This is a genomic window from Erythrobacter sp. NFXS35, assembly GCF_040148725.1.
Lineage (GTDB): Bacteria > Pseudomonadota > Alphaproteobacteria > Sphingomonadales > Sphingomonadaceae > Erythrobacter.
The window spans coordinates 206579-233485 of sequence record NZ_JAGDEB010000001.1 but is presented as its reverse complement, the minus strand read 5'-3'; the positions used below and the strand labels follow the sequence as shown (position 1 = coordinate 233485).

The following is a 26907-nucleotide window of genomic DNA, read 5'->3' as shown; positions in this document are numbered from 1 at the left end:
CCCCGCGCGGGGAGAGGATAGCGAAGCTTGCCCGCCCAGCGGGCTAGCGCAGCTTGGAGAGGGGCGCTCCGACCGTGCGATAACGAACCGCCGAGCCCCCACCCCCGCCCCCTCCCCACGGGGAGGGGAGATGCGAGCGCAACGCTGTCAGGGCGCAGGTAGTTCCTCACACCGGACATCCGGCAGCGCGACCGAGAACCGCCCCCGCGCGCGCGGATCGTAGAAGCGGGCGTCGTAGAGGATCACCGAGCCGTCTGGCGCGCGGATCGCAAAGGGCGCGCGTGACCAGAACAGGAAGGCGCCGAGTTGGGAGTTGGTGCGGCGGGCCTCGGTGAGGTCGCGGAGCTTGCACAGTTTATCAGCGATCGGCGTGAAAAATGGGGCGCTGTCTGCGGCGCTCCTGTTGTCGCCTGGCGCATCGGGCTCAACAGATGCCAATTTATCGCGAGCTACCAGCCAAGCGCCCTCGCCTCCGACAAGCCCCTCCCGCTTCCAGAAGGCCAACGGAACGGGACTGGCGATGACGGCAATCGTGTCGCCCATGTCGTTGGAGCGAACGCGGTGGACTTCGGCGAAGGAAATCGCCCCGTTCACCCCGATATACGCCAGCACCGCTGCAATCCCCACCCGCGCGGGCCGCATCCACTCGTCCCCCGCTCTCTCCCGCCGCCGCGACCACCACACGGTGCCGATCAGCAGCGCCCACAGCCACGGGTCGATGATGAACAGCGTGTCGCCGTAGAACCATTGCGAGGAGAACGGCTCCAGCAGCCGGATGCCGTAGACGTTGAGCCAGTCGAAGAACGGGTGGCTGAGGCAGCCGATGAAGGCCATCGCATAGAGCCACCCGAACCGCACCGGCAGCCGCCCCTCGGGCCGCTTCCCGCGCTGCGTCTGCCAGCGGTCGAACGCCCACAGCAGCCCCGCCAGTATCAGCGGCAGCAGCAGCAGCGCGGGCGGGCCGTGGGTGATGCCTCTGCGAAACGCGAGATGCTCGGTTCCCTCCAGCCAGAAGAAGCACGCCGCGTCCACGTCCGGCAGGTTCGCGCCGATGATCAGCGCGGGCATGGCAAGCCCGGTGGTGCGCTTCAGCCCCGCCTGCCCCAGCACCGCGCCGACAAGGCTATGTGTCAGATTATCCATCGCTTCGCTGCCTAGCGCGCCCGCGCCGCTGCGGCGAGTGCAAATGCGCTTGGAAAAGTCTTGCTCCCTCGCCTATCGCACGGCCAAAGAATTTGCGGGAGAGAACCATAATGACCGATGCCCCCTATATCCGCTCCGACATGAAAGCCTTCATCGATGCGCTCGCCGCGATGGGTGGGCCGACGATGGCGGAAATGACGCTGGAGGAAGCGCGCGCGTCCTATGTGGCTCTGCACGGAATGGCCGACCGCCCTGCCCGCGACCTTGCCGTGATCCGCGACCTTTCCTGTCCCGGCCCCGAAGGCGACATACCGCTGCGTCTCTACGACGCGCGCGAGATGCGCCAGCCCGGCCCGGTGGTGATGTTCTTCCACGGCGGCGGGTTCGTGATCGGCGATCTCGACACGCACCACGCATTGTGCACCGAACTGGCGGGTTTGCTCGATCTGCCGGTGGTCGCCGTCCACTATGCCCGCGCGCCAGAAGCGCCCTTCCCTGCCGCGATCCTCGATTGCGAGGCGGCGGCGCGCTGGGTGGCAGGCAGCCCCGCAGAACTGGGCCGCGCGGCGACCGGCATCGTCACCATCGGCGACAGCGCCGGGGGCAATGCCTCGGTCGTCGTCAGCCAGTTGCTTGGCGAAAACCCCGCAGCCGTGCCGGTGGTGCTGCAAGTGCCGATCTTCCCGCTGGTCGCCGATGCCGAGGGGTCGGGCAGCATGGCGGCGTTCAGCGAAGGCTTCCTGCTCACAGCCGACACCATGGGCTTCTTCGATGCGGCTTACGGCGCCGACCGCAGCGACCCGCGCGGCTTCCCGATCCTGGGCGACCACAGCAACGCGCCGCCGACCATCGTCGTCACCGCCAGCCTCGATCCGATCCGCGATTCGGGCCGCGAATATGCCAAGGCGCTGGTAGATGCCGGGCGCGATTGCCTGTTCATTGAAATGCACGGGGTGACGCACAGCTTCACCAACCTGCGGGCTGCCGTGCCCAGCACACAGGCCGACGTGGAGCGGATTGCCGCGGCCATGACATTCATGCTGGCAAACCCGGCATGAACCGCGAGAAGCTGCCCTATCGCCCCTGCGCGGGCTTCATGCTGCTGAACGCTGAGGGGCTCGTGTTTGTCGGCCAGCGGATCGACCGCAAGGCGCACGGCTTCTGGCAGATGCCGCAGGGCGGGATCGATCCCGGCGAAGATACGCGCACCGCCGCGCTGCGCGAATTGGAAGAGGAAACCGGCATCGGCGCGCATCTGGTCGAAGTGGTCGCGCCCGCCTCGCGCCCGCTGCTTTATGACATACCGGACGAATTGCTGGGCAGGGTGTGGAAGGGCAAATATCGCGGGCAGGAACAGCACTGGTTCCTCGGCCGCTTCCTCGGCAGCGATGCCGATATCGACCTCGAAGCGCACGATCCGCCCGAATTCAATCAATGGCGCTGGATCGCGCCGGGGCTGCTGCCCGACGTGATCGTGGACTTCAAACGCGATGTCTACACTGCGGTGCTGGCGGAATTCCGCGAGTTTATCTGACCCGCGTCAGTTGCTGACAGCGGCACCTTCGGCTGCGGTATCCGCCGCCAGCCGTGCCGGAACACCGCGTGCGATGCTGCTTTCCAGCGCAACCGTTTCGGGGCAGGCATCGCCGCACAGGCTTTGCAGGCGGGCAAGGTTGCGCTTGGCCTTTTCCAGCGCGCCCTTTTCCACCAGCGCCGCGCCTTCGCCCGATATCGCGGCGAAATTGCCCGGATCCCGCTCCAGCGCCTCACGGTAGTAGCGAATCGCCTTGCCCTGGAGTCCTTGCTGGCGCGCGGCTTCGGCAAGGTCGATGAAGATCGGGGTATAGCCCGGATCCACCGCCAGCGCGGCTTCGAAGGCGTCCACCGCCGCCTGCGTCTCGCCCGCAGCCAGTGCCGCTTGACCCTGCGCCACCAGCGCCTCTGCACGCGCATCCGGGTTGTCGCTTGCACCGGCATTGATCACGCTCGCCGAGATGGCAAGGCATAGGGAGAGAGCGGCGGCAGCAGGCGCGAAACGCATCAGAAGCTCCTTCAGGGCTTGAGACCGGGAACCGGATGGCTGGGTCATAAGATGCTAGGCTATCATGGTGAACGCAAGCAGGCGATGAAAAAACCATCCGTCCCGTCATGGAGCGGATCGAGCCTGTGGCCCTGCCCGCGCGCACGGCCCAGTGGCAGCGCCAGCGGGGTCGTCTGCCAGCCGGGATGGCGGGTGAGGAAGGCGGTGATGCGGTCCGGCCCCTCGGCATCCAGCACCGAGCAGGTGACGAAGGCCATCGTTCCGCCCGGGCGGACCAGATAGGAGCCGATGTCCAGCACGTGATCCTGCAGCGCGTTCAATCGTGCCAGTTCCGCCGGGTCGAGCCGCCAGCGCCCTTCCGGGCTGCGCCGCCATGTCCCGCTGCCGGAACACGGCGCGTCGATCAGCACGTGATCAGCCTTGCCCGCCCAGTTGCCCAGCGCCCGCATCTCGCGGGTCGGATCGAGCAGCACGATATTGTCTATCTGCGCCCCGGCCCGCTCGGCACGCGGAGCCAGATTGCCCAGTCGGCGTTTGTCGGTATCGGCCGCAACGATGCTGGCCGCGTTGTTCAGTCGTGCCGCCAGCGCCAGCGTCTTGCCGCCTGCGCCTGCGCACAGGTCGATGATGGTGTCACCCTGCTCCACCGGCAGCGCATCCACGATCAACTGGCTGCCGTGATCCTGTACCTCGATCAGGCCCTGAGTGAAAGCGTCCCACTGTTCGACCTGCGTACCCGAGGCGAACCGCAGCCCTTGCGGCGCGGCGAGTGGCTCGCCCGCTTCGGGCAGCACAATCGTCGCGCGGTCGGCCTTCAGGGCGTTGACCCGGAGATCGAGCGGGGCGCGGTCCAGCAGCGCGGCGATTTCCGGCCCGCCCAGCCCCGAAGCGCGCATGGCGGCTGCCAGCCACTTGGGTGCAAGGCCGGTCTTCGCTACCGGCTCGCCCTCGGTCAGCGGTGCGGGGCCGTGAGGCGATCCGTCGAACAGGGCCGCAATCGCCGGGTCCTGCCCCGCCACGGCCAGCATCGCCGCTCGCCCGCTTTCCGGCACCGGGCCGCACAGGCGAATGGCCTGATAGACCAGATCGCGCACCGCACGCCGGTCCTTAGAGCCGGCGTAGCGGCGAGCGCGGAAATATTCGGCGATGATGCGGTCAGCGGGTGCGCCCTTCCCGCGAGCGGCAGGAATGATTGTGTCGAGCAGCTCGATCGCCGCTTGAATACGTGCGGCGGGGATCATGGGAATGTCCTATCGCGTTGGATAATTGGGTGCCTCTCGGGTGATGGCGACATCATGCACATGGCTTTCGGATAGCCCGGCATTGGTGATCCGCACGAACTGGGCGCGCTTCTGCAACTCGGGAATCGTGGCCGAGCCGGTGTAACCCATCGCCGCCTTGATTCCGCCGACCAGCTGGTGGACGACATCGGATGCCGGGCCCTTGAACGGCACCTGACCCTCGATCCCCTCGGGCACCAGCTTCATCGCGCTGACGTCCTGCTGGAAATAGCGGTCGGCGCTGCCACGCGCCATCGCGCCGACGCTGCCCATGCCGCGATACGCCTTGTAGCTGCGGCCCTGATACAGGAACACCTCGCCCGGACTTTCGGCGGTGCCTGCCAGCATCGATCCGATCATCACGCTGGAAGCGCCCGCCGCCAATGCCTTGGCCGCATCGCCGCTGGTGCGCAGGCCGCCATCGGCGATCACCGGCACGCCCGATTTGGCGGCTTCGGCGGCGCTTTCCATGATCGCGGTCAGCTGCGGCACGCCCACGCCGGCGACAACGCGGGTGGTACAGATCGATCCCGGCCCGATCCCGACCTTGATCGCATCGGCACCGGCATCGATCAGCGCGCGGGTGGCCTCAGCCGTGGCGACATTGCCCGCGATCACCTGTACCGCGTTGGACAGCTTCTTCACCCGCTCGACCGCGCGGGCGACTTCGACATTGTGGCCGTGGGCGGTGTCGATCACGATCACATCGACCTCGGCATCCACCAGCGCTTCGGTACGGGCGAACCCGGATTCGCCGACGGTCGTTGCCGCAGCCACACGCAAACGGCCCGTGCCGTCCTTGGTCGCGTGCGGGTAATTCACGGCCTTTTCGATGTCTTTCACCGTGATCAGGCCGATGCAGTGATAGGCATCGTCGACCACCAGCAGCTTTTCGATCCGGCGCTGGTGAAGCAGTCGGCGCGCATCTTCCTGCCCGGTGCCCAATGGCACGGTGGCGAGATTTTCGGTCGTCATCAGCTCGCGCACCGGCTGCATCGGGTTTTCGGCGAAGCGCACGTCGCGGTTGGTCAGAATGCCGCAAAGCCTGCCGCCTGCGTCAACCACCGGAATCCCGCTGATCCGGTGAAGCTGCATCAGCGTCTGCGCTTCGCCCAGCGTCGCATCGGGGTCGATGGTGATCGGATTGACTACCATGCCGCTCTCATAGCGCTTCACGGCGCGCACCGCGGCGCATTGGTCGGCAACTTCGAAATTGCGGTGCAGCACACCGATGCCGCCCAATTGCGCCATCGCAATCGCCATGTCGGCTTCGGTCACGGTATCCATCGCCGAGGACAGCACCGGGATATTCAGCGCAATATCGCGCGTCAGCCGCGTGCTGGTATCGGCCATACTCGGCAGCACGCTGCTTTCCGCCGGGCGGAGCAGCACGTCGTCAAAGGTCAGGCCGAGCGGGATATCCATGGGTGCCACTTTCGTAGGTTCGCGTGCGGGCGAGGGAATCGGGGGGAGATTCGTGGCGGCCCATGTAACCGCGGTTTTGCAATTGCGCTAGGGTGCGCCCGTTTCGGGTGCCGGATAGCGCGCCGGATCGGCAAGCACGCGCACCAACGCCTCGTGCAGCAGCAGATCGTCGATGGCGCCGCCCAGCGCGATCCCCTCGGGGTGGTCGGACGGATCGTGGTAGTCGTTGGCGAGGAACGGTCCCAGCACCGCGCGGCTGCCGAAGGCGCTCGACAGCAGCACTGCAGGGACGCCCTGTTCCAGCAGCACCCAGCCATCCTGCCGGGGCACGAAGCTTTCCGCCAGCGCCTTGTCGCCGGTGCTGCGCCCGCTGCGCGCAATTTCGGCAAGGATGAGCGGATCGAGCGCGGTGCGTCCCTCGCCGACGAATCCCACCGGCGCGCCCGCCGGCGCCAGCGCGAGCATATCGAGGTTGAAGGCGGCCACAATATCGTCGAGTGGCACCGGCGGGTTCCGGACAAAGGCGCGTGTACCGAGCAACCCGGCCTCCTCTGAGGTGGTGGCGAGGAAATAGACGTCACGCTCCAGCGGCGGGCCGGATTTCAGCCGCCGTGCCAGTTCGAGCATCACCGCAAGCCCGCTGGCATTGTCGACCGCGCCGTTGCAGATCCGGTCAGCCGCTTCGGGCGGGCCGCATTCGCCCAGATGATCCCAATGCGCCAGCACCAGCACCGCGCCCGCCCCCGGCACAGTGCCCGGTATCACACCGACAAGGTTGTGGCTGGTGAACTCGCGCCGGTCGGCGGCGGCATCGATGCTGATCGCGAGCTGGATTTCGATCGGAGTGAAATCCGCCTCTCTGCTGCGGGCCTTCAGGCGCTGCCAGTTGGCCGCGCCCAGCACTTTGGCGAGCGCGGCGTCGGTGACATAGGCGCCGAGCGTGTCGACTTCCTCACTCGCCAGTTCGACCCGTTCCACATCGTTTGCCGCCCGCAGACGAGCGATCGCGGACGCATCTGGCAGCACGGTCAGCACAGCCGTCGCGCGGTCGCGGAAAGGCTCGGCCCTGCGCGACGGGTTCGGTCCCTCGGCGCCCAACAGCACCACTACCGCGCCCGCGACAGTATCGGGGGATACAGGGCCTTCGCCGGTGCCGACAAACACCACCGGCACGCCTGTTGCCGGGCCGCCCGCCGCCAGCGCGCGGCGGCGGCGGGTGAAGGCGACCCCGTCCTCCTCCGGCACCATCAGCGCAGTGCGCCCGCGCGCCAGTTGCAGCTTGCTGGTGAGTGGTCGCGCAGACACCAGATCGACCGGCGCGCGCCAGTAACTGCCCGGATCGCCGGTCCCCGATAATAGCCCGGTCTCGGCGAACCGCTGTTCGAGATAGGCAAGCGTCTTTTCCTCGCCCACGGTGCCCGGCTTGCGTCCGGCGAATTCGTCGCTGGCCAGCTTGGCAATATCGGCCCGCAGGCGTTCCTCGATCCCAGCACGCTCGGATACGGGAATGCTGGCGATCGGCGCGCGTGCACAGGCGGCAAGCAGCAGGCTTGCCAGCAACATGATGAGCAGCCGGGCAGGCGCCCCGTTCGCCGGCCCGCTCATTCGGCCGTCCAGCCCCCGTCGATGGCGTAGTTCGCGCCGGTGATGTTGCGCGCCGCATCGCCGCACAGGAACACCGCCAGCGCGGCAACATCTTCTGGCAGGACAAAGCTTTTGGTCGGCTGTTTCGCCAGCAACACGTCGTTCATCACCTGTTCGCGGGTCATCCCGCGCGCGGTCATGGTATCGGGGATCTGGTTTTCCACCAGCGGGGTCCAGACATAGCCCGGGCTGATGCAGTTTGCCGTGATGCCGTGGGTGGCCAGTTCCAGCGCAATGGTCTTGGTAAAGCCCGCCATGGCATGCTTGGCCGCGACATAGGCGCTTTTGAACGGCGAGGCGGTGAGCGAGTGCGCGCTGGCGGTGGCGATGATCCGGCCCCAACCCTTCGCCTTCATTCCCGGCACGGCCAGGCGGGTGGTGTGGAACGCCGCCGACAGGTTGAGCGCCAGAATCGCGTCCCATTTCTCGGGCGGGAAATCCTCCACCGGGGCGACGTGTTGCATCCCGGCATTGTTGACCAGGATATCGACCGGGCCGACCGCCGCCATCATCTGCGCGATCTCGTCCGGGTTCATCAGGTTGGCACAATGATAGGTCGCGCCCAGTTCATCGCACAGCAGCGCGATGGCATCGGCGTCGCCCAACCCGTTGAGAATCACTTCGGCACCTTCGGCCGCCAGCGCGCGCGCGACAGCCAGCCCGATTCCCGAAGTCGATCCGGTTACGAGTGCGCGCTTACCCTTGAGCATTCACCGCAACTCCTGCACGTCATGGCCAATTGCATTCGCTTTTGCCGCGTGGAAAGCGGCTGTCCAGCAAATTGCTCAGTGCCATGCACGCAGCAGGAGATTTTCATGCGGTTGGGCCCGTTCGACACAGCCGATATCGAGGTTCGCTCCAGCGGCGGGGGCAGCGGCGCGCGCCGTGCAGGCGGGATCGGCTGCGGCACTCTGGTGATTGCGCTGGTCGGCGCGCTGGTGTTCGGAATCGACCCGACGCAGACCATTGGACTGGTGGAAGGCGTGCAGCAGCAGACCGCCCCGGCAACCGCCCCCGCCAGCGACATGAGCGAGGCCGAAGTCTGCGCCACCAGCGCCTATGCCACCGAGGCCTGCGCCGCGCTCGCCAGCCTCAATGCCACCTGGGCGGCAACGTTCGATCGCAACGGCATCGCATTTTCCCGCCCGGTGCTCGATCTGTATCGCGGCGGACAGGTGACGACCGAAGGCTGCGGCAGCGCTTCATCGGCGTCGGGGCCGTTCTACTGCCCCGCAGATCAGGGGATCTATATCGACACAAGCTTCTATGACCAGTTGGCACAGATGGCGGGCACCGGCGGCGATTTCGCGCGGCTTTACGTGATCGCGCATGAATATGGGCACCATATCCAGAACATCACCGGTCTGGCCGCCCAAGTGCGAAGCGAACAGCAGCGCAACCCGTCGCAGTCGAACCGGCTTCAGGTGGCGATGGAACTTCAAGCAGATTGCTATGCCGGGATGTGGGCGGGCAAGAACCGTTCGGCGATAGAACCGGGCGATCTGGAAGAAGGCCTCGCCGCCGCCAGCGCGATCGGTGACGATACGCTGATGCGCGGCGCGGGGCAGCGCATCAATCCCGAAAATTTCACCCATGGCACCAGCCGCCAGCGGATGGCCGCACTCAGGCTGGGACTGGAGAGCAATGATGATACCGCGTGCAATGTCTTTTTCGAGTAAGCTCGGGCTTGTGCTGGGCGTGGGCGCAACAGCGTTGCTGGCGGCACCGCTAGCAGCACAGGTCATGCCCGAACCCGATGCCACCGAAGTTGCCAAGACCCCGCTGCGCGATCTCAACATCGATGCACGCGACATTCCCGAACCGCTGCAGATTGCCGTGCGCGACCCTTACGAATCCGCACGGATGACCGATTGCAACGCAATCGTGGCCGATATTGCTGCGCTCGATCGCGTTCTCGGTGCGGATTACGATATCGCCGAAGATGACGGCAATGACCGTTTCAGCGAAGGCCGCATTGCGCGCGGCGTGGTGGGATCGTTCATGCCGTTTCGCGGGATCGTGCGCGAGGTGACCGGCGCAGCCAGCAATGATCGGCTGCTTCGCGCCGCCTATACCGCGGGAATGGTGCGGCGGGCGTTCCTGAAAGGGTTAGGCATGGGCCGCGGGTGCGCATACCCCGCGCGGCCCAAGCCGGTGACCGAAACGGAGCAGTAAGCCCGCGTCAGCCTTCCTTTTCCTTCCAGCGTTCGATCTGGCGGTCGAGTTCCTTGATGACGGTCTTGCGGGCGTCTTCGGGAATGTCCCTATCGGTCATGATCTCGGCGCGGGCTTCCTCCAGCCCTTGCCGCGCCAGGGCGAACATGCGCGACTGGCAAATCATGATGGTCTTGCGGCCGTCCTTGCCGGTAAATGTCTGGCTCGGCTCGTCAAAACTCGCATCGCAATTGTTCAGCATCATGACCTTGGGCGCAGCGGCGCGCGCCACCTCGGCCTCGGCCAGCGCCTTGCTGACGATAGCGGGGATATCGGCCATTGCCCGGTCGGCCTCGTCGAGAGCGCGGCTGAGTTCGGCGGAGATCTCGCGGCGTTGTTCGCGGGTCATGCGCTGATAAACGCCGTTTACGTCGGTCGGCTTGGCGCCGTCGGGCGCTTTGCGGGTGACAACGCGTGTGCGGCGTTCATTGCCATCCTTGTCGCGCGTCACTGTTTCGGTGACATGGGTCGAGCTGTCGGCCCAAATGGAATGGTCCTGACCATCAGGATCGACCGCGATTATCGCCTCACCGGGCTGCGGCGGCGCGGGGGGCTGCGGCACGTCAGGAGCGCCAGGTGCGGGCGGCGCGAGCGGCGCATCGGGTGCTTGCGGCGGCGCTGGGGGAGCCGGGGGTGCGGGCGGCGACTCGGGCGCGGTTTGCTCCGTTTCGGAAGCGGCATAGCTGATGGTCGCAGTCAGCGGCAGGGCCAGCATGCTGGCAGCCAGCAACGCACGGCCTGCAATCCGGCGGCGGGGGGAAAGGTCGGACATCGACAAGCTCCTCAGACGGTGGATAATGGATTTCTCGCCCAGCACCGGACACGCCATCGGCGCGGCAATTGCGGCATTGGGGGCAAGGTTGGGGACGGCCGCGAAACCGGCGATCAGACGGGCGTAGGCGGCGCGTTCTTCGGCGGAAGCGCGGGCGATCACGCGGGCGTCACAGGCCGCTTCCTGATCGCGGCGCAGCGCCAGCCAACCATAATGGCCGAGCGGGTTCCACCAGTGCAATGCGAACAGCGGCTGGACCAGCACATTGACCACGAGATCGAGCCCGCGATGATGCGCCAATTCATGCGCCAGCGCGAGATCGCGCGCACGCCGGTCGGGCAGCGCCATGAAGCCGGGGGGCATGGCGATGACGGGATCGCCCACCCCGAAGGCAAGCGGGGCGAGCGTGCCGGGAGTTTCAACCAGACGGATCGCGCCGAAACGTGCAGGCACACGCCCGACCTCGCGCCCTTCAGCCAACAATTCATCGCGCAAAGCAAAATAGGCGGCGAAGCGGCGCCACACGAACACCCCCGCCCCGCCGAGCCAGACCAGCAGCAGCGCCTCTGCCAGCGGCAGAGCGGCGAGAAAGGCAAAGAAATCGAAGCCGGTGTCCACAGGTGCAGCCGGTGCGGGCATGGCCCCGCCCTGCCAGACCAGCGGCTCGCTTGCCGCAATCGGCGCGGCGTCAGTCTGTGCCGGCGCCATCCATGCAGGAGCCATCCAGGCGGGCAGTGTGAGCGGCGGCAGCAGCAAACGCAGCAGCGGCAGCGCCCACAGCGCATAGGCATATTGCGGCCCGCACAGCTGCGCCACCGGACGGCGCAGCACGAGCACCACCGCGATCAGCGCGCCGGTCCACGCCAGCGTTTCCGCCATCACCGCGCTCATGGCCGCAACTCCTTCAGCAGCGCCTCGATCTCGGCGAGATCATCATCGCTCAGCGCCTCGCTCTCGGCCAAATGGGCGACCAGCGAGGCCGCGCGTCCGCCGAACAGCCGGTCGACCAGGCGGCGCGATTCCCCGCCGACATAGGCAGAGCGCGCGATCAGCGGCGTGTAGAGAAAGCGCCGACCATCGGGCGCAGCGGAAATCGCGCCCTTCTGGACGAGCCGCGCCAGCAGGGTCTTGACCGTGGCAAGGCTCCACCCGCGCCGCGTGCAGACCGCTTCGCACACTTCGGCGGCGGTCTGGCGCGGGCGTTCCCACAACACGTCCATCACCGCCAGTTCGGCTTCGGTAATGCGTTCGCCAATCGGTTCTTCAGGGGTGTTCATGGGGCCTCCCTCAAGGTTGATTACACCTGTAGTCAATACGACTACGGTTGTAAACATTGCTGCCCGATGAATGGCGCGCTTCCTCGCTTGCGCCTCGACAAAGCGCCGATATGTTCGGACGGATGACAATCCGCGCCCTTCTTTCCGCCCTCGTCCTGCTGCTTGCCGCGCCGGCGCTGGCCCAGACCGATGAATTCTTGCCGCTCACCACCCCGGTGGAACTGGCGACCGGTGAGCCTGACCGCGAAGTGGGCGAGCTGGTCTTTCGCGGCGGCGTGGAAATCGCGCCCGACAAGGCCGGGATCGGCGGGATTTCCGGGCTCGAATGGCATGACGGGCGGCTCTACGCGGTGGCTGACGATGGGCGCTGGCTGGTGCTGACGCCTGGCGATGTTCAGGGCCGGCTGGTCGATGTCTCGTCTGTCAGGATCGGCCCGCTGCTCGACGAGCGCGGGCGCAAGCTGGGCGGCAAGGACCGCAGCGATGCCGAGGCGATCACGCGCCTGCCGACGGGGGAATGGCTGATCGCGTTCGAGCGCGAGCACCGGATCGCGCGCTATCCCTCCCCCGATGCCGCATCCAGCGGCAGCGAGGATGACGCGGCGGCGTTGATTGCCGGGGCCGAAGCCAATGGCGGGATCGAGGCGCTGGCGGCCTATGGCGATAACTTGCTGGCCTGCGGGGAGTGGGTCGATCCCACGCGGCCCAATTGCCTGCGGATCACGCCTGCTGGCACGCAAGCCTTCCTCCTCGCCGCGCCCGAAGGCATTGCTGAAGCAGGCGGCGTGCCGACCGACGCGGCGTGCAAGGCGGACGGCACCTGCTTCGTGCTGTTTCGCAGTTACAACGCGAACGAGGGCAATCGCGCCACCATCGTCGAACTGGGCACCGACAATACCGCCACGCCCCTCGCCGTGCTCGCCCCGCCGCTGATGCTCGACAATTTCGAAGGGCTGGCGGTGCGTGAGGATGCCGGGCGCACCTACCTCTACATCGTTTCCGACGACAATTTCCGCAATTGCGACGGCGGCGAGCGCGCCGGATGCCAGCGCACGCTGCTGATGAAGTTCGAAATCAAGGGGACAGCACCCGACCCAGATGCCCCAATCGTGGCTGCTGCCGTGCCCGCCACCAAATCCACCGCTCGCCCCGGCACCCGTCCCTTCCCGCAAGCAGAAAGCGTCGATGTCGTACTGACGACCGAAATGGGCGACATTATGATCGCGCTCGAAACCGAACGCGCGCCGGTGACCGCGAAAAACTTTCTGCGCTATGTCGACGAGAAACGCTTCGACGGCACGGTATTCTACCGCGCCATGCGGCTCGACCGCGAGCCCAAGCCCAACGGGTTGCTGCAAGGCGGCACCCAGTTCGATCCCGAGCGTATCCTGCCGGGCATCCCGCATGAGCCGACGAGCCGGACCGGCCTCACCCACACTCACGGCGCGCTGTCGATGGCGATGGGCGAACCGGGCAGCGCCAATGGCGATTTCTCGATCATGATCGAGGACCAGACCGGACTGGACGCCGATCCATCGGCAAGCGATCCGGTGTGGCGCAATGGCTATGCGGTGTTCGGTTACGTGACCGAAGGCATGGATGTGGTCGCCGCGATCCACGCCAGCCCGATCGACCCTGCCAAGGGCAAAGGCTGGATGAAGGGCGAGATACTGGCCGAACCGGTCAGGATCATTTCCGCCCGGCGCGCACCGACGGATTGAACTGCGACGGATCGAAGGCGGGCCTGCCCACCGGCGCGCTGGCGATGCGCGGCATCTGTGCCTCGATCTGGGGCAGCCATGCCTTGGCCCCGGCCCCGATGCTGACCTGCGGCAGCGAAGCGAGGACGCGCGCCTTGGTCTCCCATTCGGCGACCGAACGTCCCGCTGCCCGCGCGGCATCCTCCAGCCCGACCGGCTGGCGCAGCGCACGGTTGATCAGCGCGTCTCCGTAAAACGTCCAGTCGTTCTCCGCCGCACAGCCGAACGATGTGCGGGTGCTGGCCGCGGCGGTGAGGATCGCAGTATCCGGGCTGGCGAGCACCGGTACGAACACGCCCGAATAGCAGGCCGAAAGGATCAGCACCCGCCTCCGGATCCCCGCTTCGACCAGCGCGGATTGCAGCCTTTCGGGCGAAAGGATGCCGTAGCCGCTATCGCCGAAGTGGTAGGCCAGCCCCAGATCCATCCCGTGGCTGGTGGTGTACAGCACCAGCACATCCTCGCTCCCGTCCATCACGCTGCCGACATGCGACAGCGCCAGAACCAGCGCGCTGATCGAGCCGTGCGGTGCATCGTCGCGCACCCCGTCCGGCCCGGCGAGGATCAAGGTGCGGCCTTGCGCCCCGTAGCGCGCCGAAAGCACCCGCGCCGCCCCGCGCGCCTCGCGGGCGAAGACGGGGTCACTATCGAGCGCGACAGTGACGACATAGGCATCCGGCGTGCCGGGCGTTTGCCGAGCGAGCGCGCCCAGCGCGGCATCGAGCCTGCGCTGCTGTTCGCGGATTTGCGCGGCGGAGACCCCGCGCTGCAATTCGGGGCCGAGTTCGAAACTGACCCGTCGCTCGGCCCGGTTCTTGCCGCTACCCAGATCCGGAAATGGCGCGGTGTGCGGCGGCGGCTGGTTGGGATTGGGGGCGGAAGATTGAGAAAGCGCTGGGGCCAAAGCCAAGGGCGCAAGCAATGCCGCCAGCGCCCCTGCGATGATCCTGCCCCTGTTCATCGGCGAGCAAGGTGCCTTTGCGCCGCGGGTCGGTCAAGCACGATTACGGGTTCCGCCCCGTTGCCTGCGTTACCAACATCTGGTAATCCGCCGTGATGGGAAAAAACACCTCTATATCGCTTGGCGACCACTTCGAAGCCTACGCCCGCCGCAAGGTCGAATCGGGCGAATACGCGACCATCAGCGAAGTGGTGCGCGATGCGCTGAGACGCGCGGAGGAGCGGGAGAAGAGGATCGCGACGCTTGATGCTGCCTTGCAGGAGGGGCTGGATAGCGGGCCTGCAGATCAATTCGACTTCGATGAATTCCTGCGTGAGATGCACGCTGGCACAAGAACCGCTTGATGCGTTTGATCATTCGCCCTGCGGCGAGGCGCGATCTAGCGCGCATCTGGTCTGATACATCGGAGCGCTGGAGCGCCGCACAGGCCGATGCCTACCTGCAAGCGATTCAGCGAAGGTTCGAGGGAATAGGAGAGTTCCCCTCAAGCTTCCCCGAATACCGTAGCAAGGTCGGAAACTTCCGAAAGGCAGCTAGCGGCGAGCATCTTATTTTCTACAGGGTGGGTGACGAGGCAGTCGAAGTTGTCAGGGTGCTGCACAACCGCATGGATGTGGACGCTATACTCTAACGGCGTCTGGGACCGCCCACGAAACGCAGATACCAGAAACGCCGACCTGAAGCATCTTCAAAGTAGCGACGGACCGTCCCAATGCGCTCGGTTTGTGGTAAACGCACCCACCCTTGATCCAAGCCCAGTGGCAAAAGCCGTTCCAAGGAATGAGCAACAGGAGCCCAATCGGAGCCATAAGCGGAACGGCGATGCTGGTGATCGTAACACCCGCATAACTGCCGCGACCATACGCCTCAAGTCCCGCCCTCACCGCACTCAAGACTGCTAACGGATAACCTGACAGCCAAAGAATATAGATGACGCTGACAAAAGCTATTTGAATGACTCTCCCCCACGCTCGGGTCGAAAGCCATTCCCATACCAGCCAGCAGATCCAGAGAAATCCAATGAATATGAGGATTTCCAGGATTCACATCCCTCAATAAACCCGCGCTTTAGGCTCGATATACGCAATATCGTCCGACAGCGTGTACTCGTGCACAGGGCGGTAAGCGATGCGGCTGTTCGATCCGCGGCCGCCCCAGCCATCGAACCACGCGATGGTGTGCTTCATCCATTCGGCATCGTTGCGATCGGGGAAATCCTCGTGCGCGTGGGCGCCGCGGCTTTCCTTGCGGTTGGCAGCGCTCGCCATGGTGACATTGGCCTGCGCCATCAGGTTGTCGAGTTCGAGCGTCTCGATCAGGTCGCTGTTCCAGATTAGCGACTTGTCAGTGACGTGGATGTCCTGCATCCGGGTGTTCTGCTCGGCCAGCTTGGCCACGCCTTCGTCCATCAGCTTCTGATCGCGGAACACGGCGCAATGCTTCTGCATCGCCTTCTGCATTTCGGCGCGGATTTGCGCGGTGGGCGATCCGCCCTCGGCGTAGCGGAAGTGATCGAGCCGGGTCAGCGCAAAATCCGCACTGTCGGCGGGCAGTTCGGGCTGGCTCGCATTGGGCTTGATACTGTCGCGCAGGTGATGCCCGGTCGCACGGCCAAACACCACGAGATCGATCAGCGAGTTCGAGCCGAGGCGGTTTGCCCCATGCACCGAAACGCAGGCCGCCTCGCCCACGGCATAGAGGCCGGGGATCACGTGATCGGGGTTGCCATCCGGCCCCAGCGTCACGACCTGTCCGTGGTAGTTACACGGAATGCCGCCCATGTTGTAATGCACCGTCGGGGTGACGGGCAGCGGCTGACGGGTCAGATCGACGCCTGCGAAGATCTTGCCGCTTTCGGTGATGCCCGGCAGGCGCTGCGCCAGCACGGTCGGGTCGATGTGGTCGAGGTGCAGGAAGATGTGGTCGCCATCCGGCCCCACCCCGCGCCCTTCGCGCATTTCCAGCGCCATCGAGCGGCTCACGACGTCGCGGCTCGCCAGATCCTTGGCGGACGGCGCGTACCGCTCCATGAAGCGTTCGCCTTCGGAGTTGGTGAGGTATCCGCCCTCCCCGCGCGCGCCTTCGGTGATGAGAACGCCCGCGCCGTAGATGCCGGTCGGGTGGAACTGCACGAACTCCATGTCCTGCATCGGCAGGCCGGCACGCAGCACCATCCCGCCGCCGTCGCCGGTACAGGTGTGGGCCGATGTGGCGGTGTAATAGCAGCGGCCATAACCGCCGGTCGCCAGCACGACCGATTGCGCGCGGAAACGGTGGATCGTGCCGTCATCCAGACACATCGCCATCACGCCGACGCAGACCTTCTCGCCGTCGCGTTCCGACATGATCAGATCGAGCGCGAAATATTCGATGAAGAAGTCCGCATCATACTTCAGGCTCTGCTGATACAGCGCATGAAGCATGGCGTGGCCGGTCCGGTCCGCGGCAGCGCAGGTGCGCTGCACCGGCGGGCCGGCGCCCATGTTCTGCATATGCCCGCCAAACGGGCGCTGGTAAATGGTGCCATCGGCGTTGCGGCTGAAGGGCACGCCCGCGTGCTCCAACTCATAAACCGCCGCCGGGGCTTCACGTGCGAGATATTCGATTGCGTCCTGATCGCCCAGCCAGTCGGACCCCTTGACGGTGTCGTACATATGCCAGGTCCAGTGATCCGGGCTGTTGTTGCCGAGGCTGGCCGCGATGCCGCCTTGCGCTGCAACCGTGTGCGAGCGCGTGGGGAAAACCTTGGAAATATTCGCGGTGCGCAGACCGGATTCGGCAGCGCCCATGGTTGCGCGCAGGCCGGAACCGCCCGCTCCCACCACCACCACGTCATAAGTATGATCGGTGATCGTGTAGGCGCCCTTCAGATGCGCGCCTCCGACATCATTGGCGGTTCCGCGTGCTGCTGACGTAGCCATCAGGCCTGTCCTCCGAATGCGAGCGCGGCCACGCTGAAGATCGCAAAAGCGCCGCCGCCGATGGTTGCAAGATTGAGCGCCGAGATTGCAGCGAACTTGCTGCCGGCGTCATGAATGTAGTCCTCTGTCAGCACCTGCAGCCCTAGCCGTGCGTGCCAGAACAGGCTGACCACCAGCAGGATCATCGCTGTGGCGGTAAGCGGCTGAGTGAGCCACTTGACCACGCTGGCATGGCCGAAATCGCCGATGACGATGAAGCTGACCAGCAGCCAGCTCATCAGCACCAGATTGCCGATCGCGGTGAAGCGCTGCACCAGCCAGTGATGCGGGCCGTGATGCGCCGAGCCAAGCCCGCGTACGCGCCCGATAGAAGTTCCGTTGCCCATTGTTCCGCCCCCTTCAGAGTAGCACGATCAGGGCCCAGAAGGCCGCGGTGAGAAGGATGGCGATCACCGGCGAGGCAATCGACCACATGCGATTGGTATCGAGTTCGTAGCCTGCGCCGATATCCAGCACGAAGTGGCGAAGCCCGCTCATCATGTGGGTGAAGAACGCCCACGACAGGCCCACCAGCACCACCATGCCCGGGATCGAGCCCATGACGGCCTGGAACGTGGCATAGGCGTCCGGCCCGCTGGCCAGCGCCCCCAGCCACCACACCAGCACGCCAAGGCCGACCAGCGCCAGCCCGTCACCGGTGGCGCGGTGGAGGATCGATACCAGCATGTGCGGCCCCCAGCGCCACACCTGCAAATGGGGAGAAAGCGGTCTTTGGTTCATGGTGATCCCGAACAGTCCTGCAAATTGAGCCTCCCACTTAGCGTTCTGGCTGCATGAGGCAAGCGGCGAGCGGTGGACACAGCTTGCAAAGTTTCGGATAGGCGCTTGCATGGGACACATTCTTGTCACGGGATCGAGCCGGGGAATCGGCAGGGAAGCACTGGCAGCGCTGGCAGAGCGCCGGGCGAAGGTGATCGGCCATTCTTCAGGTGGGTCCTCTCGCCCGCAGGCAGCAGGCGACAGCGGGCCGCCCATCATCGCTGCCGATTTCGCCGACCCGCTGGCCGCCCAATCGCTGTGGGAACAGGCGCTCGATCTGGCGGATGGTCAGATCGACGCAGTGGTGAACAATGCCGGACGGTTCGAGGCAAACCGGCTCGACCGTTCCGATATCGAATGGCTCGATGCGTGGGAGGATACGATGCGGGTCAACCTCACATCGGCCGCGCAATTGTCGCGCTTCGCGGTGCTGCACTGGCAGGAGCGCGGATCCGCCGGACGGCTGGTGCATGTCGCCAGCCGCGCCGCCTATCGCGGGGATTCGCCGGCGCATTGGCACTATGCCGCCGCCAAGAGCGGGATGATCGCGATGCACAAGACGATTGCGCGCGCCTATGCGAAAGACGGCATCCTCAGCTTCGCGATCACCCCTGGCTTCACCGACACCAGCATGGCCGGTGATTACCTCGCCAGCCGCGGCGGGCCGGGGCTTTTGGCCGACATTCCGCTAGGCCGGGTGGCGACTCCCGAGGAGATCGCCGCGATTATCGCCTTCTGCGCGCTGGACGCGCCGCCGAGCATGACCGGCGCGGTGATCGACGCCAATGGCGCGAGCTTTGTCCGTTAAGATGGCCTCCGCCGACACCACCTGGAAGCTCACCGCCCCCGCCGCCAAGCCCATCGTGCAGGCGGCGCTGCTGGCGCATGACCGGATCGACGATTGGGACTACGAGCTCGTCATCGCAGGCCGCGAAGTCGCCGAGGACAAGCCCGACGACTGGGTGCTGGAGGGCTGGTTCCCGCGCAAGCCGGGCAAAACAGAAAAGGCCGCGCTCGCAGGATTGTTCGAAGGCGTTTCAGAAGCTGGGGCGCCGGAAATCACGGTCGAGGAACTGCCCCCGCAGAACTGGGTGACGCTGAGCCAGCACAATGTCGAACCGATCCGCGCCGGACGCTTCCATATCCACACGCCCGAGCACCCCGCCGATCGCGAAGCAATCGATTTCATCATCCCCGCCTCCCAAGCTTTCGGCACCGGCCAGCACCGCACCACGGCGGGGTGCCTTGAAATGCTGGACGCCATGAAGGCGCGCGGCGTGATCGCCCGCAACATCGCCGATATCGGCACCGGCACCGGGCTGCTCGGGTTCGCGGCGCTGGCGCTGTGGCCGCGGGCGCACTGTACGCTCACCGATATAGACCCGGTCTGCGTGCCGGTGGTCGAGGAAAACGCCGCAATGAACGGGGTCTCGATGGGGCCGAAGCCGGGCGAGGCGGTGATGGTGGTGGCCGAAGGGATGGACGACCCACTCATACAGGTGCGCGGGCCTTACGACCTCCTGATCGCCAACATCCTCGCTGGTCCGCTGGTCCAATTCGCCCCAGCCTTTGCCAAGGCGGTGACACCCGGCGGCAGCATGCTGCTGGCCGGATTGCTGGCGGGCGACCAGGAGGCGGCGGTCAGACGCGCGATGCTGCGCGCGGGCTTCCGCTTGGCAGCGCGGCTTCAACGTGGCGACTGGGCAATCCTGTGGCTGCGGCGGCGCCAGAATTGGGCACGGCTGCGCTGACACGCTCCACTCCCGTCTGCGGGAGAGGGAGATGTGCGCACAAGTCTCAAACCCGCCCGCCGCGCTTCCAGCAACAGCCGCTCGGCACGCGGGGGAGCCATCGCCAGCGCGGCTGCTGGCTTCAGGATGAAGCTGAGGGCGAACCATTTCCGAAGGTGCCTGCAAAACTTCCATTAGCCCGGTGAGCCGTCGAGCTTTGGCAGCTTGAAGCAAAATTGTGCACCGGAAGCTGCGCTCAAAGCCCAAATCTTCCCGCCGTTGCCTTCGACGATTGTCCTGCAGATCGAAAGCCCGATCCCCATGCCACCGGCCTTGGACGAGTCCACCGGTTCGAACAGGTTGAGATCCGCTGGCAGCCCCGGTCCGGTGTCCGCGATCGTCACAATGATAAAATCGCCCTCCTCATGAGTTGCAATGAAAATCTCCTGATCGCGGGAGCCTTCCATGGCTTCACTCGCATTGCGGATGATATTGACCGCGACCTGCATCACCTGGACGCGGTCCGCTGCCACGGTTCCCGAATGTCCGAACTGCAGCTTGAACGAAACCTTGGCAGAAGGCGGGCAAGCCACGATGACCGCGTCTTTCAGGACAGTCGTCAGATCGAACGGCTCAGAATTGCCGCGACCTTTCTCAATCATTCTCCGCATCCGGCGCATGACATCGCCGGCGCGCAGAGCGTTCACCTCGATTTCTCGCAATCCGATCGCCGCCGGGGCGGGAATCTGCACCGATTTCAGATACTCAGCCGTCCCCGTCGCATAACTGACGATACAAGCGAGCGGCTGACTAAGTTCATGAGCCAGTGTCGCAGCTATGCTGCCCATTGCGGCACGGCTGGCCGTGTGGGTCCGCTCAGACTGCAGATGCTTGACCTGCTCCTGCGCCCTTTTTCGTTCCGTAATGTCTTGCTTGGTGCCAAAAATCCGGACCGAGATCCCGTTTTCCTGCTCAACGTCTGCCGTTAAATTGATCCAGCGCAAGTTCCCCAACGCGGTCGTGACCTTGATATCGATGCTAAAGCTACCACCGCTTTCGATTGCCTGCGCCCGCAACGCCTCCATCTCGATACGGGATTCGCCACTGTAAAATTGGACGGCAGCACAGCGGGTGATAGCCTTGCCGCGGGGAACTTCGAACAAATCGTAGACAGCGTCGGACCAACTCAATTCGTGCCGCAAAAGGTCAAATTCCCAGACTCCTATAGAAGCCATTTTGGATACCCGCTCGTACATTTTTCTGTAGTCCGTGGCGTCTTTCGGGTCGGAGGGCAGCGAGCACGAGCAAAGACTCGGCTGCTTTCCTGCGGATTGGGGCTTGTTTTCAAACAACGTTCAACGCTCCCATGTCCGATAGCCGATTTTTCAAGCCGTCTGCTGACCGGACGTTAGCGCGTCCGGGCTCCAAAACGAAGCTGTACGTGTCACCCATGTCACGCTCAGGCGAGGCTTTGACACGGACCCGCCTCGGGCAAACGGAGCCCGGCAGAAGCAGTCGAGAATATTCGCCGGAACACTGGCGCGTCCCGCTCGCTTCAGGTGGGGGCACACATCAACGCAGGAGACATTCATGGCCCGCACTCTTCTTATCACCGGCGCATCCTCCGGGATTGGCGCTGCCACCGCCCGTGCAGCCGCCACAAAGGGCTGGAACGTGGCGCTGCTCGCCCGCTCGGCCGACAAGCTGGAAGCCTTGGCGCGTGACATCGGCAACGCCACACTGGCGCTCCCCTGCGATGTGACCGACCGCGAGCAGGCCGCCGCCGCGATCAACAAGGCCGCAGACCATTTCGGCGGCCTCGATGCGGTGTTCGCCAATGCCGGCAAGGGCGTGTCCAGGGCGGGGATCGAACAGGGCGACCCAGAGGAATGGCACGCGATGATCCACCTCAATATCCTCGCCGTGCTCTACACCGCGCACGCCGCGATGCCGCATCTACGCAAGACCAAGGGGCATTTCGTTGTTACCGGATCCAAGGCCGGGCGCGATCACATGAAGGGGTCGGTCTATTCGGCGACCAAGTGGTTCGTCCACGGCCTTGGCGAAAACCTTGCCGAAGAAATGCGCGAATGGGGCGGACGCGCCACCGTGATCGCGCCGGGCATGGTCGATACCGCGTTTTTCGACACGCCCAAGCCAAGCAAGATCCAGCCCGAGGATGTCGCCAACGCCGTGCTGTTCGCGCTGGAACAGCCCGCAACGTCAGCCGTGCGCGAGATCTATCTGATGCCGAACGACTAGGACGCTTTCTCTAAGACGCGGCGAGCAGCGCATCCTCGAAAGCTTGCAGCGCGTTGCGGGTGAACGCGGCCATGTTGTTGATGCGGGCCTCGCTGCCGGTTTCGAGCAATCGGATCTGTTCGCCGGGCGGGCCGACCACTGCGGCAACGCTACGCCCGGCGGGCGCGCCGCTCGGATGCGACGACCCGCCGACCGAGCCGCTTTCGGCCAGTCCCCACTCCGCGCCGAAATTGGCCCGGATCGCCTCGGCCTGCAGCAACGCGTAATCCGCGCTCGCCCCGCGCATGCCCTTGTAAGCCTCGCGCGGGAGAGCAAACAGCACGTCGCGGGCGCGCAGCGAATAGACCACACCGCCGCCTACAAAGAAATCGAGCGCGCCGGGCACGGTCAGCAGGCTCGCTGCGATCAGCCCGCTTGTGGCGCCGTCAGCAACCGCGACCTTCTCGCCCCGCGCGCGCAACAAGCAGGCAATGCGCAGGGCTTGGGGATGGAGTTCATGAAGCAGGTCCATCAGCTGCCGCCCGAACTTCCCAGCGCGTCTGAAACGATCGCCGCCCATCCGGCTTCGTCCATCACCTCGATCCCGAGTTCGGCGGCCTTCTTCATCTTCGATCCCGCCCCCGGCCCGGCAACCAGCAGATCGGTTTTCGCGCTGACGCTGCCCGCCGCCTTGGCGCCCAACCGCTCGGCCTGCGCCTTGGCCTCGTCGCGGCTCATGGTTTCAAGCTTGCCGGTGAACACCACGGTTTTGCCTGCGACCCGGCTGGCGAGCGTTTTCACCTCGTAACGCGGCGGAGTCACCTGTCCGAGCAGGTCTTCCCACACCGCGACATTGTGCGGTTCGTGGAAGAAATCGGCGAGCGAGTGCGCCACCGTTGCCCCGAATTGATCGGACACGCCGAACATGTCCTTGGCGGCCTGATCCATCCGCGCCTTGAACGGTGATACTTTCTCGTCCGGCGTGGGTGGATTGGCAGTGCGATAGGCGTGGAACGCCTCGGCTGCGGCGCGCAAGGACGGCAGATCGCCCAGCGCCTTCATCAGATCGCGTGCGGTCACTTCGCCGACATGCCGGATGCCGAGGCCGAACAGCAGCCGTCCGGCATCGGGGGTGCGCTTGCTTTCCACCGCTGCCAACAGGTTGTCCACAGACTTGTCCTGCCACCCTTCTAGGGCGAGGATATCGCTGCGGCGGGCGCGCAGGCGGAAGATATCGGCGGGGCTTTCGAGCCAGCCCAGCGCAAAGAACTGGGCAATAGTCTTCTCGCCCAACCCCTCGATATCGAGCGCCTTGCGGGAGACGAAATGTTCGAGCCGCTGGGTACGCTGCGCCGGGCAGATCAGCCCGCCGGTGCAACGCACATCGACCTCGCCTTCCTCGGCCACCGCCTCGCTGCCGCATTCGGGGCAGTAATCGGGGAAAGGGAACGGCGGACGATCATCATCGCGCGTCAGGTTTTCGACCACCTGCGGAATCACGTCGCCCGCCCGCTGGATCACCACCCGGTCGCCTACGCGCAAGGCCAGCCGCTCGATCTCGTCGCGGTTGTGGAGCGTCACGTTGGTGACCGTCACCCCGCCGACCAGCACCGGGGCGAGCCGTCCCACAGGGGTCAGTTTGCCGGTGCGCCCGACCTGAATGTCGATGCCCTGCACCACGGTTTCGGCGCGCTCCGCCGGGAACTTGTGCGCCAGTGCCCAGCGCGGGGCCTTGGCGACAAAGCCGAGCCGCTCCTGCCAATCGAGCCGGTCGAGTTTGTAGACCACCCCGTCGATATCATAGGGCAGATCGGGCCGCGCTGTGCCGATGGTGTCGAAGTGCGCGACCAGATCGGCGGCATCGCCTTCGATCCGGGTGAACAGCGGCGAGACGGGAAAGCCCCAGCGTTTAAGGGTTGCGACAACCTCGGCCTGCGTGCTGCCGGGAAGCTCCGATACCGCGCCCCAGCCATGCGCCCAGAACCGTAAGGGACGCTTCGCCGTGACGCTTGCGTCCTTCTGTCGCAAGCTCCCGGCGGCGGCATTGCGCGGGTTGGCGAACAGCTTTCCGCCCGCTTCATGCTGCGCAGCATTGAGCGCGGTAAAGGCTTGTTTTTCCATATAGACCTCCCCGCGCACCTCGAAGACCTCGGGGACGCCTTCCGGAAGCTTTTGCGGGATGTCGCGGATGTGCGCGACATTGGCCGTCACGTCCTCGCCAACCTGCCCGTCGCCGCGCGTGGCGGCGCGCACCAGCACGCCGTGTTCATAGCGCAGCGAGCAGGACAATCCGTCGATCTTGTCTTCGGCGGTGATGGCCAGCGGCGCGCCTTCGGGCAGGTTGAGGAACCGCCGCATCCGGGCGAGCCATTCGGCCACTTCCTCGGGCGAAAAGGCATTGTCGAGGCTCATCATCCGAACCTCGTGCGCGACCTTGCCGAGCGGCGAAGACGCGACCGCATGACCCACCTTGCGCGAAGGCGAATCTTCGCGGATCAGGTGCGGGAAGGCGTCTTCCAGTTCCGCATTGCGGCGCACCAGCGCGTCATATTCGGCATCGGAAATCTCGGGCGAATCCTCAGCGTGATACAGGCGGTCGTGCTTCGCAATGGCACGCGCCAGCCGCATCAGTTCATTGGCGGCATCGGCGTCTGAGAGGGTAGCTGGGGCGGTCATCGCGCAGGCTCCCGCAAATCCGACTCCATTCTTAGGGGTATCTCGACCGGCAATTCCCGCGCAGGCTCATCTCCCTTCACCAGCCATCCTATGCCGACGAGTGCCAGTGAGCCACAAAGCGGCAGGCCATATCCCCACACCACGGCTCGCCCGCTTCCCATGCCAACAATTTTGAAGAAAAACAGCGCGATCACCGTGCCAAAAATAAAGACCACGCCCAGTCCGGCCAGTATGACAATCAGCAGGAGAAAGTCGCCAATGCCGCCGACAAACATCAAACCCCCTCCAGCAGCCGATCCGCCTGCGCGCGCGCCTCCGGCGTGACCTCCGCCCCCGACAGCATCCGGGCGATCTCCTCCTGCCGTCCGGCAGGATCGAGCAGCACCACGCTGGTCCGGGTCACGATCCCGCTGGAGGCCTTGGCGATCAGGTAATGCTGCCCGCCCCGCGCTGCGACCTGCGGCGAGTGCGTGACCGCCAGCAATTGCCCTTCCTGCGCCGCCAGCCGCGCCAGACGTTCGCCGATGGCGCTCGCCACCGCCCCTCCCACGCCGCGGTCGATCTCGTCGAAGATAATGGTGGCCGCCCCGCCCTTCTCCGCCAGCGCCACCTTCAGCGCGAGGATGAAGCGCGAGAGTTCCCCGCCCGATGCGATCTTGCCCAGCGGCGCAAAATCCGCACCAGGGTTGGTGGAGATCAGAAACTCGACCGCGTCCATGCCCGATGCATTCCACCGGTTTTCGGGCAGCGCCGAAACCTGCGTCAGGAACCGCGCGGCATCCAGTTTCAGCGGCGCAAGTTCCGCCGCCACCGCCGTATCGAGCTTGCCCGCGCCCGCCACCCGCGCCGCGTGCGCTATCTCCGCCGCCGCGACATAGGCGCTGCGGGTTTCCTTGGTGGCGACTTCCAGCGCATCCAGTTGCGCCTCCCCGCCCTCAATCGCCTCAAGCCGCGACCGCATGGTGCGCATCAGTTCGGGCAGATCGTCGACATCGCAGCGATGCTTGCGGGCGGCGGCGCGCAGTTCGAACAGGCGGGTTTCGGCAGCGTCGAGCGCCGCAGGATCGTGCAGCAGCGCCTCGGCGGCCTTTTGCAGCTTGTCCTCGGCCTCGCCCGCTTCGATCACGGCGCGATCCAGCGCCGCCAGCGCCTCGGCCAGCAAGGGATGTTCGGGCGCGATCCGGTCAAGCTTGCGCGCCGCCACGCGCAGCGCGGCGAGCGGCGAATCCGATCCTTCCCAGACATGGCGCAGGGTTTCCAGATCGCCCGCCAGCTTCTCGCCCTTCTGCATATCGGCGCGGGTCGCGGCGAGGCGCGCTTCTTCGCCCGCGACCGGCTCCAGCGCAGCAAGTTCAGCAAGGTGCGCAATCAGCAAGTCCTGATCCGCCTTCGCCTGTTCCACCTCGCCCCGCGCTTCGGCCAGTTGCGCCTCTGCCCGCGCCCATGCGGCATAGGCACGCTCCAGCCCGGCGGTATCGGTCGCGGCATAGCGATCGAGCAGCAGCCGGTGCCCGCGGGGGTTCACCAGCCCGCGATCATCATGCTGGCCATGCAATTCGACCAGCGCGGGCGCGAGTTCGCGCAGCAGGGCAACGCTGGCGGGTTGATCATTGATGAAGGCTTTCGATCCGCCATCAGCCTTGACCTGCCGCCGGATCAGCAGCGGCTCGCCCGGTTCGATCGCGATGTCGGCATCCTCCAGCGCGGCAGCAATCGCAGGCGGCAGCGCGGCGAATTCGAAGCTGGCGGTAACGCTGGCCTTGTCCTCGCCCGCGCGTACCAGCGACGTCTCCGCGCGGTCGCCAAGGATCAGCCCGAGCGCATCGAGCAGGATCGACTTGCCCGCCCCCGTCTCCCCCGTAAGCACGCCCAGCCCGCGCGCGAAAGTGAGATCGAGCGCTTCGATAAGGACGATATTGCGGATCGAAAGCCGGGTCAGCATGAGTACCACTGTGGATAGCGCAGCCATGGGGGCGCGTCACGTGGGAAGCATCGGGCAATCC

Annotated in this window: 27 protein-coding genes; 10 read left to right on the top strand and 17 right to left on the bottom strand. The window is 65.6% G+C overall.

Annotated elements, in window-relative coordinates; translation table 11 throughout:
- Nucleotides 1–147: 147 nt before the first annotated feature.
- Nucleotides 148–1143, bottom strand: a complete 996-nt coding sequence (locus tag J3454_RS01190) for a metal-dependent hydrolase (RefSeq protein WP_349511931.1) — start codon at nt 1141–1143, stop codon at nt 148–150.
- Between the two features lie 110 nt (nt 1144–1253).
- Between J3454_RS01190 and J3454_RS01185 the strand changes: the two genes are divergently transcribed.
- The gene (locus J3454_RS01185; protein ID WP_349511930.1) at nt 1254–2201 is read left to right on the top strand and encodes an alpha/beta hydrolase; all 948 of its coding nucleotides are present in this window, start codon (nt 1254–1256) and stop codon (nt 2199–2201) included.
- The gene (locus J3454_RS01180; protein ID WP_349511929.1) at nt 2198–2677 is read left to right on the top strand and encodes an RNA pyrophosphohydrolase; all 480 of its coding nucleotides are present in this window, start codon (nt 2198–2200) and stop codon (nt 2675–2677) included. The genes J3454_RS01185 and J3454_RS01180 overlap by 4 nt, the downstream gene beginning before the upstream one ends.
- Before the next feature lie 6 nt (nt 2678–2683).
- Here J3454_RS01180 and J3454_RS01175 read toward each other — a convergent pair whose 3' ends face one another.
- The 5 genes from J3454_RS01175 to J3454_RS01155 form a co-directional block, all read right to left on the bottom strand.
- Nucleotides 2684–3184, bottom strand: coding sequence for a tetratricopeptide repeat protein (locus J3454_RS01175; protein WP_349511928.1), 501 nt, complete (start codon nt 3182–3184; stop codon nt 2684–2686).
- A 62-nt stretch (nt 3185–3246) separates the two neighbouring features.
- The gene (locus J3454_RS01170; protein ID WP_349511927.1) at nt 3247–4425 is read right to left on the bottom strand and encodes an RsmB/NOP family class I SAM-dependent RNA methyltransferase; all 1179 of its coding nucleotides are present in this window, start codon (nt 4423–4425) and stop codon (nt 3247–3249) included.
- Between the two features lie 9 nt (nt 4426–4434).
- The gene (guaB, locus tag J3454_RS01165; protein ID WP_349511926.1) at nt 4435–5889 is read right to left on the bottom strand and encodes an IMP dehydrogenase; all 1455 of its coding nucleotides are present in this window, start codon (nt 5887–5889) and stop codon (nt 4435–4437) included.
- Between the two features lie 87 nt (nt 5890–5976).
- Nucleotides 5977–7494 carry a M28 family peptidase gene (locus J3454_RS01160; protein ID WP_349511925.1) on the bottom strand — a complete coding sequence of 506 codons (1518 nt, stop codon included), beginning with the start codon at nt 7492–7494 and terminating at the stop codon, nt 5977–5979.
- Nucleotides 7491–8243, bottom strand: coding sequence for a 3-hydroxybutyrate dehydrogenase (locus J3454_RS01155; protein WP_349511924.1), 753 nt, complete (start codon nt 8241–8243; stop codon nt 7491–7493). The genes J3454_RS01160 and J3454_RS01155 overlap by 4 nt, the downstream gene beginning before the upstream one ends.
- Nucleotides 8244–8348: 105 nt before the next feature.
- Here J3454_RS01155 and ypfJ point away from each other — a divergent pair, with 105 nt between their 5' ends.
- The gene (gene ypfJ / locus J3454_RS01150; RefSeq protein ID WP_349511923.1) at nt 8349–9212 is read left to right on the top strand and encodes a KPN_02809 family neutral zinc metallopeptidase; all 864 of its coding nucleotides are present in this window, start codon (nt 8349–8351) and stop codon (nt 9210–9212) included.
- Nucleotides 9196–9708, top strand: a complete 513-nt coding sequence (locus tag J3454_RS01145; RefSeq protein ID WP_349511922.1) for a hypothetical protein — start codon at nt 9196–9198, stop codon at nt 9706–9708. The genes ypfJ and J3454_RS01145 overlap by 17 nt, the downstream gene beginning before the upstream one ends.
- A gap of 7 nt (nt 9709–9715) precedes the next feature.
- Here the strand turns inward: J3454_RS01145 and J3454_RS01140 are convergent, their stop codons facing one another.
- On the bottom strand, nt 9716–11410 hold the full coding sequence (locus J3454_RS01140; RefSeq protein ID WP_349511921.1) for a M56 family metallopeptidase: 1695 nt from the start codon (nt 11408–11410) through the stop codon (nt 9716–9718).
- Nucleotides 11407–11796, bottom strand: a complete 390-nt coding sequence (locus J3454_RS01135; protein ID WP_349511920.1) for a BlaI/MecI/CopY family transcriptional regulator — start codon at nt 11794–11796, stop codon at nt 11407–11409. The genes J3454_RS01140 and J3454_RS01135 overlap by 4 nt, the downstream gene beginning before the upstream one ends.
- 122 nt (nt 11797–11918) lie before the next feature.
- Between J3454_RS01135 and J3454_RS01130 the strand changes: the two genes are divergently transcribed.
- A complete protein-coding gene (locus tag J3454_RS01130; protein WP_349511919.1) occupies nt 11919–13517 on the top strand; it encodes an esterase-like activity of phytase family protein in 1599 nt (532 codons plus the stop codon).
- Here J3454_RS01130 and J3454_RS01125 read toward each other — a convergent pair.
- A complete protein-coding gene (locus tag J3454_RS01125) occupies nt 13486–14517 on the bottom strand; it encodes a C13 family peptidase (protein ID WP_349511918.1) in 1032 nt (343 codons plus the stop codon). The genes J3454_RS01130 and J3454_RS01125 overlap by 32 nt on opposite strands.
- A gap of 95 nt (nt 14518–14612) precedes the next feature.
- Here J3454_RS01125 and J3454_RS01120 point away from each other — a divergent pair, with 95 nt between their 5' ends.
- Both J3454_RS01120 and J3454_RS01115 read left to right on the top strand, forming a co-directional pair.
- A complete protein-coding gene (locus tag J3454_RS01120) occupies nt 14613–14861 on the top strand; it encodes a type II toxin-antitoxin system ParD family antitoxin (protein ID WP_349511917.1) in 249 nt (82 codons plus the stop codon).
- Complete coding sequence (locus J3454_RS01115) at nt 14861–15148, top strand: type II toxin-antitoxin system RelE/ParE family toxin (protein WP_349511916.1); 288 nt, start codon at nt 14861–14863, stop codon at nt 15146–15148. Before J3454_RS01120 ends, J3454_RS01115 begins: the two co-directional genes overlap by 1 nt.
- A gap of 421 nt (nt 15149–15569) precedes the next feature.
- On the opposite strand, the gene sdhA is transcribed toward J3454_RS01115, so the two are convergent.
- Genes sdhA through sdhC form a run of 3 tightly spaced genes read right to left on the bottom strand, consistent with a single transcriptional unit; the run spans nt 15570 to nt 18218 of the window.
- The gene (gene sdhA / locus J3454_RS01110; RefSeq protein WP_349511915.1) at nt 15570–17438 is read right to left on the bottom strand and encodes a succinate dehydrogenase flavoprotein subunit; all 1869 of its coding nucleotides are present in this window, start codon (nt 17436–17438) and stop codon (nt 15570–15572) included.
- Complete coding sequence (sdhD, locus tag J3454_RS01105) at nt 17438–17824, bottom strand: succinate dehydrogenase, hydrophobic membrane anchor protein (protein WP_349511914.1); 387 nt, start codon at nt 17822–17824, stop codon at nt 17438–17440. Before sdhD ends, sdhA begins: the two co-directional genes overlap by 1 nt.
- A 13-nt stretch (nt 17825–17837) precedes the next feature.
- Complete coding sequence (gene sdhC / locus J3454_RS01100) at nt 17838–18218, bottom strand: succinate dehydrogenase, cytochrome b556 subunit (RefSeq protein WP_349511913.1); 381 nt, start codon at nt 18216–18218, stop codon at nt 17838–17840.
- Nucleotides 18219–18327: 109 nt separating this feature from the next.
- Here sdhC and J3454_RS01095 point away from each other — a divergent pair, with 109 nt between their 5' ends.
- Both J3454_RS01095 and J3454_RS01090 read left to right on the top strand, forming a co-directional pair.
- Nucleotides 18328–19065, top strand: coding sequence for an SDR family NAD(P)-dependent oxidoreductase (locus J3454_RS01095; RefSeq protein WP_349511912.1), 738 nt, complete (start codon nt 18328–18330; stop codon nt 19063–19065).
- A 1-nt stretch (nt 19066) separates the two neighbouring features.
- Nucleotides 19067–20008, top strand: coding sequence for a 50S ribosomal protein L11 methyltransferase (locus J3454_RS01090; RefSeq protein WP_349513118.1), 942 nt, complete (start codon nt 19067–19069; stop codon nt 20006–20008).
- A 173-nt stretch (nt 20009–20181) separates the two neighbouring features.
- Here J3454_RS01090 and J3454_RS01085 read toward each other — a convergent pair whose 3' ends face one another.
- The gene (locus tag J3454_RS01085) at nt 20182–21339 is read right to left on the bottom strand and encodes a sensor histidine kinase (protein WP_349511911.1); all 1158 of its coding nucleotides are present in this window, start codon (nt 21337–21339) and stop codon (nt 20182–20184) included.
- Nucleotides 21340–21577: 238 nt separating this feature from the next.
- Here J3454_RS01085 and J3454_RS01080 point away from each other — a divergent pair, with 238 nt between their 5' ends.
- Nucleotides 21578–22249, top strand: a complete 672-nt coding sequence (locus tag J3454_RS01080) for an SDR family oxidoreductase (RefSeq protein WP_349511910.1) — start codon at nt 21578–21580, stop codon at nt 22247–22249.
- Nucleotides 22250–22259: 10 nt separating this feature from the next.
- Here the strand turns inward: J3454_RS01080 and J3454_RS01075 are convergent, their stop codons facing one another.
- Genes J3454_RS01075 through recN form a run of 4 tightly spaced genes read right to left on the bottom strand, consistent with a single transcriptional unit; the run spans nt 22260 to nt 26846 of the window.
- Nucleotides 22260–22760, bottom strand: a complete 501-nt coding sequence (locus tag J3454_RS01075) for a CinA family protein (protein ID WP_349511909.1) — start codon at nt 22758–22760, stop codon at nt 22260–22262.
- The gene (gene ligA, locus J3454_RS01070; RefSeq protein ID WP_349511908.1) at nt 22760–24904 is read right to left on the bottom strand and encodes an NAD-dependent DNA ligase LigA; all 2145 of its coding nucleotides are present in this window, start codon (nt 24902–24904) and stop codon (nt 22760–22762) included. Before ligA ends, J3454_RS01075 begins: the two co-directional genes overlap by 1 nt.
- Complete coding sequence (locus J3454_RS01065) at nt 24901–25179, bottom strand: hypothetical protein (RefSeq protein ID WP_349511907.1); 279 nt, start codon at nt 25177–25179, stop codon at nt 24901–24903. The genes ligA and J3454_RS01065 overlap by 4 nt, the downstream gene beginning before the upstream one ends.
- Nucleotides 25179–26846 (bottom strand): DNA repair protein RecN, encoded by a 1668-nt coding sequence (gene recN / locus J3454_RS01060; RefSeq protein WP_349513117.1) that lies wholly within the window; start codon nt 26844–26846, stop codon nt 25179–25181. The genes J3454_RS01065 and recN overlap by 1 nt, the downstream gene beginning before the upstream one ends.
- Nucleotides 26847–26907: the final 61 nt, after the last annotated feature.

Bases quoted from the DNA above. Each gene is read 5' to 3' on its own strand.
- J3454_RS01185 (WP_349511930.1), top strand. From the start codon at position 1,254: ATGACCGATGCCCCCTATATCCGCTCCGACATGAAAGCCTTCATCGAT.
- recN (WP_349513117.1), bottom strand. From the start codon at position 26,846: ATGCTGACCCGGCTTTCGATCCGCAATATCGTCCTTATCGAAGCGCTC.
- J3454_RS01115 (WP_349511916.1), top strand. From the start codon at position 14,861: ATGCGTTTGATCATTCGCCCTGCGGCGAGGCGCGATCTAGCGCGCATC.
- J3454_RS01160 (WP_349511925.1), bottom strand. From the start codon at position 7,494: ATGAGCGGGCCGGCGAACGGGGCGCCTGCCCGGCTGCTCATCATGTTG.
- sdhD (WP_349511914.1), bottom strand. From the start codon at position 17,824: ATGGGCAACGGAACTTCTATCGGGCGCGTACGCGGGCTTGGCTCGGCG.
- sdhC (WP_349511913.1), bottom strand. From the start codon at position 18,218: ATGAACCAAAGACCGCTTTCTCCCCATTTGCAGGTGTGGCGCTGGGGG.
- J3454_RS01095 (WP_349511912.1), top strand. From the start codon at position 18,328: ATGGGACACATTCTTGTCACGGGATCGAGCCGGGGAATCGGCAGGGAA.
- sdhA (WP_349511915.1), bottom strand. From the start codon at position 17,438: ATGGCTACGTCAGCAGCACGCGGAACCGCCAATGATGTCGGAGGCGCG.
- J3454_RS01130 (WP_349511919.1), top strand. From the start codon at position 11,919: ATGACAATCCGCGCCCTTCTTTCCGCCCTCGTCCTGCTGCTTGCCGCG.
- J3454_RS01140 (WP_349511921.1), bottom strand. From the start codon at position 11,410: ATGAGCGCGGTGATGGCGGAAACGCTGGCGTGGACCGGCGCGCTGATC.
- J3454_RS01080 (WP_349511910.1), top strand. From the start codon at position 21,578: ATGGCCCGCACTCTTCTTATCACCGGCGCATCCTCCGGGATTGGCGCT.
- J3454_RS01170 (WP_349511927.1), bottom strand. From the start codon at position 4,425: ATGATCCCCGCCGCACGTATTCAAGCGGCGATCGAGCTGCTCGACACA.
- J3454_RS01145 (WP_349511922.1), top strand. From the start codon at position 9,196: ATGTCTTTTTCGAGTAAGCTCGGGCTTGTGCTGGGCGTGGGCGCAACA.
- J3454_RS01090 (WP_349513118.1), top strand. From the start codon at position 19,067: ATGGCCTCCGCCGACACCACCTGGAAGCTCACCGCCCCCGCCGCCAAG.
- J3454_RS01135 (WP_349511920.1), bottom strand. From the start codon at position 11,796: ATGAACACCCCTGAAGAACCGATTGGCGAACGCATTACCGAAGCCGAA.
- J3454_RS01175 (WP_349511928.1), bottom strand. From the start codon at position 3,184: ATGCGTTTCGCGCCTGCTGCCGCCGCTCTCTCCCTATGCCTTGCCATC.
- ypfJ (WP_349511923.1), top strand. From the start codon at position 8,349: ATGCGGTTGGGCCCGTTCGACACAGCCGATATCGAGGTTCGCTCCAGC.
- guaB (WP_349511926.1), bottom strand. From the start codon at position 5,889: ATGGATATCCCGCTCGGCCTGACCTTTGACGACGTGCTGCTCCGCCCG.
- J3454_RS01075 (WP_349511909.1), bottom strand. From the start codon at position 22,760: ATGGACCTGCTTCATGAACTCCATCCCCAAGCCCTGCGCATTGCCTGC.
- J3454_RS01120 (WP_349511917.1), top strand. From the start codon at position 14,613: ATGGGAAAAAACACCTCTATATCGCTTGGCGACCACTTCGAAGCCTAC.
- J3454_RS01065 (WP_349511907.1), bottom strand. From the start codon at position 25,179: ATGTTTGTCGGCGGCATTGGCGACTTTCTCCTGCTGATTGTCATACTG.
- J3454_RS01180 (WP_349511929.1), top strand. From the start codon at position 2,198: ATGAACCGCGAGAAGCTGCCCTATCGCCCCTGCGCGGGCTTCATGCTG.
- ligA (WP_349511908.1), bottom strand. From the start codon at position 24,904: ATGACCGCCCCAGCTACCCTCTCAGACGCCGATGCCGCCAATGAACTG.
- J3454_RS01190 (WP_349511931.1), bottom strand. From the start codon at position 1,143: ATGGATAATCTGACACATAGCCTTGTCGGCGCGGTGCTGGGGCAGGCG.
- J3454_RS01155 (WP_349511924.1), bottom strand. From the start codon at position 8,243: ATGCTCAAGGGTAAGCGCGCACTCGTAACCGGATCGACTTCGGGAATC.
- J3454_RS01125 (WP_349511918.1), bottom strand. From the start codon at position 14,517: ATGAACAGGGGCAGGATCATCGCAGGGGCGCTGGCGGCATTGCTTGCG.